This is a genomic window from Streptomyces antnestii, assembly GCF_004005495.1.
GTDB classification, from domain to species: Bacteria; Actinomycetota; Actinomycetes; order Streptomycetales; family Streptomycetaceae; genus Streptomyces; species Streptomyces antnestii.
This window is the reverse complement of record NZ_RZYA01000050.1, coordinates 1-2,295: the sequence shown is the minus strand read 5'-3', so window position 1 is coordinate 2,295 and position 2,295 is coordinate 1. Positions and strand designations below refer to the sequence as shown.

Annotated in this window: 6 protein-coding genes; 1 reads left to right on the top strand and 5 read right to left on the bottom strand. The window is 70.2% G+C overall.

Annotated features, from left to right (window positions below; all coding sequences use genetic code 11):
- On the bottom strand, positions 1-139 hold a 139-nt coding region (locus EOT10_RS40870), incomplete at its 3' end, for a biotin carboxylase N-terminal domain-containing protein (RefSeq protein ID WP_146003151.1).
- Between the two features lie 356 nt (positions 140-495).
- Between EOT10_RS40870 and EOT10_RS40865 the strand changes: the two genes are divergently transcribed.
- A complete protein-coding gene (locus tag EOT10_RS40865) occupies positions 496-963 on the top strand; it encodes a hypothetical protein (RefSeq protein WP_223281529.1) in 468 nt (155 codons plus the stop codon).
- A 25-nt stretch (positions 964-988) separates the two neighbouring features.
- Here the strand turns inward: EOT10_RS40865 and EOT10_RS40860 are convergent, their stop codons facing one another.
- The 4 genes from EOT10_RS40860 to EOT10_RS43025 form a co-directional block, all read right to left on the bottom strand.
- Positions 989-1,633: a Maf family protein gene (locus tag EOT10_RS40860; RefSeq protein WP_127833436.1), complete on the bottom strand. Its 645-nt coding sequence runs from the start codon at positions 1,631-1,633 to the stop codon at positions 989-991.
- Positions 1,634-1,685: 52 nt separating this feature from the next.
- Positions 1,686-1,814: a morphogenic membrane protein MmpB gene (gene mmpB / locus EOT10_RS42795; protein ID WP_262985482.1), complete on the bottom strand. Its 129-nt coding sequence runs from the start codon at positions 1,812-1,814 to the stop codon at positions 1,686-1,688.
- Positions 1,815-1,905: 91 nt separating this feature from the next.
- Positions 1,906-2,118, bottom strand: a complete 213-nt coding sequence (locus EOT10_RS40855) for an acyl-CoA carboxylase epsilon subunit (RefSeq protein WP_127833435.1) — start codon at positions 2,116-2,118, stop codon at positions 1,906-1,908.
- A gap of 49 nt (positions 2,119-2,167) precedes the next feature.
- A partial coding sequence (locus EOT10_RS43025) for a carboxyl transferase domain-containing protein (RefSeq protein ID WP_348539254.1) occupies positions 2,168-2,295 on the bottom strand: 128 nt, incomplete at its 5' end.

The following is a 2,295-nucleotide window of genomic DNA, read 5'->3' as shown; positions in this document are numbered from 1 at the left end:
CCTCGTCCGCCGCCCGGACATGCACAGCGTCCCGGTCCGGCTCCGCATACACGGCAACGCTCGCGATACCGGCATCCCGGCACGCCCGGGCCACGCGGACAGCGATTTCGCCACGGTTGGCGATGAGCACCTTGCGCACGATGGCTCCCTCCTTGAAACAAGCCGAGTTTAGGGACTGCCGACACGGGCTTACGACCCGTCCCCATGAGTGAGCTTGCCCACACAGAGTGCTATTCGAGGCGCGCTCAAGTGATGAAACCCCTTGTGGCGCCCGGGTGCGCAGCCTTCCCTCTTGGAACCCTAGCCCGCCGAAGTGGGCTAGGTCTCTGTGAGACGGTGCTGCGCCCCTCCTGGTTTCTTTGTGGAGTCCCTACGAATGGCCCAACGATTCTTTGCCTTGGGCAGACCCCTTGTCCGGACGTTTACCCGTTAGTAGCGTTCGCGATGTCTTGAACGTACTAGGGGTAACAGCAGTCGAAAGTGGGTGGGGTTCCGGTGGCGCGTAGACCGGTGGCGTGGGTGGCCGCGATCGTGCTTTTCGCGGAGGCGATCGGTATCGCCCTGCTCAACTGGTTTCTCGGACTGGTGGTGGACCACCAGGACATGTCGCTGGCCGGGCTCGACCCCCGGGCCATGTCCGTCTCCACATGGATCGGGGGCGGGGTCTTCGGGCTCTATCTCGCGCTGTGCGGGATCGTCCTCGTACGCGTCGCCGCGCGCGACCGCGCACCCGCCGGCTTCGGCCGCATCCTGTTGATCAGCGCGGCCGTCGTGCACGGCCTGCTCGGTGCGTTCAGCATCGGCCTCGTCGGCTGGCTCGCCTTCGTCTTCATGATGGTCGTGCTCGGGCTCATCGTGCTGACGCTGGTCGCCTACGACCGCAAGGAGCAGGGTGGCGCGGAGGCCGGGCCGGCCGGCGGGGGCGGGATGGCCGACGGGGGCGGGGCGCCTCAGCCTGTGTGAGACGGGGGTTGGCGCCTCAGGTGCCTCAGCCTGTCTGAATCGTCCACAAGTCCGTGATGCTCACGCCCAGTTGGGCCAGCAGACGGCGCAGCAGCGGCAGCGACAGGCCGATCACGTTCCCGTGGTCGCCGTCGATGCCGTCGATGAACGGTGCCGAGCGGCCGTCCAGCGTGAACGCGCCCGCCACGTGCAGCGGCTCGCCCGACGCCACGTACGCGGCGATCTCCGCGTCGCTCGGCTCACCGAACCGGACCACCGTCGAGGCCGTCGCCGACGCGTAGCGGTTCACCGCCGTGTCGTACACGCAGTGGCCCGTCTGCAGGGTGCCCGCGCGGCCCCGCATCGACTTCCAGCGCGCCGTGGCCTCCTCGGCGTCGGCCGGCTTGCCGAGCGCCTGGCCGTCGATGTCCAGGACCGAGTCGCAGCCGATCACCAGGGCGCCGTGCACCTCCGGCTTCGCCGCGACCACGGAGGCCTTCGCCTCCGCGAGCGCCAGGGCCAGCTCGGCGGGGGTGGGGGCCGTCACGGCGTCCTCGTCGACCCCGCTGACCAGCACCTCGGGGTCGAGGCCCGCCTGACGCAGAAGGGCGAGCCTGGCGGGGGACTTCGAGGCGAGGATGAGGCGGCGGGGGGTGGTGCTCGGCGGGGTGTTCAGGTGGGGATCACTCATGCCGTCAGGGTTCCATACGGCGGGGGTGGGGGCCGGGTTCCGGGGGTCTCCGTCAGACGATGCCCAGCACCAGCATCGCTATCACCATCGCCAGCGCGAGCACGAAGCCCGCGCGGCGCAGCATCGCCTGCGTTTCGCGCAGCTCCTTCGGAGGCTCGTTCTCCGGGTCCGACCACAGCATGGATCCGATACTGCTGGCCGGGCGCCGGGTGCGCCTGAGTACGCGTACTCAGGCGCACCCGCACGTAGGGACTAGGCGCCGCGCGCAGGGACTAGGCGGGCCAGTACGTGCGCGCCCAGCTCGTGGGGCCCGGGGACGGGCGGCGCGCCTGCGCCAGCCTTGCCGGGTCGGCCCAGGCGTCCCGGGTGCCGGTCGCGCCGCCGGGCGGGGTGGTGGGCACCGCGGCGGCGCGGGCGTGGACCACCGCCAGTGCGGCGGCCAGCTCCTCGGGGGTGGGGTTGCCCCGTACGACCTTGATCATCATCGGTCGGGTCCTTTCGGCGGCCGGATCCTGGGTTTGGTTCGGGGCTGGTTTACAGCGGGATGTTGCCGTGCTTCTTGGGCGGGAGGGTTTCGCGTTTGGTGCGGAGCTGGCGCAGGCCGCGGACGATGTGGGCGCGGGTTTGGGAGGGCATGATCACGGCGTCGATGTAGCCGCGTT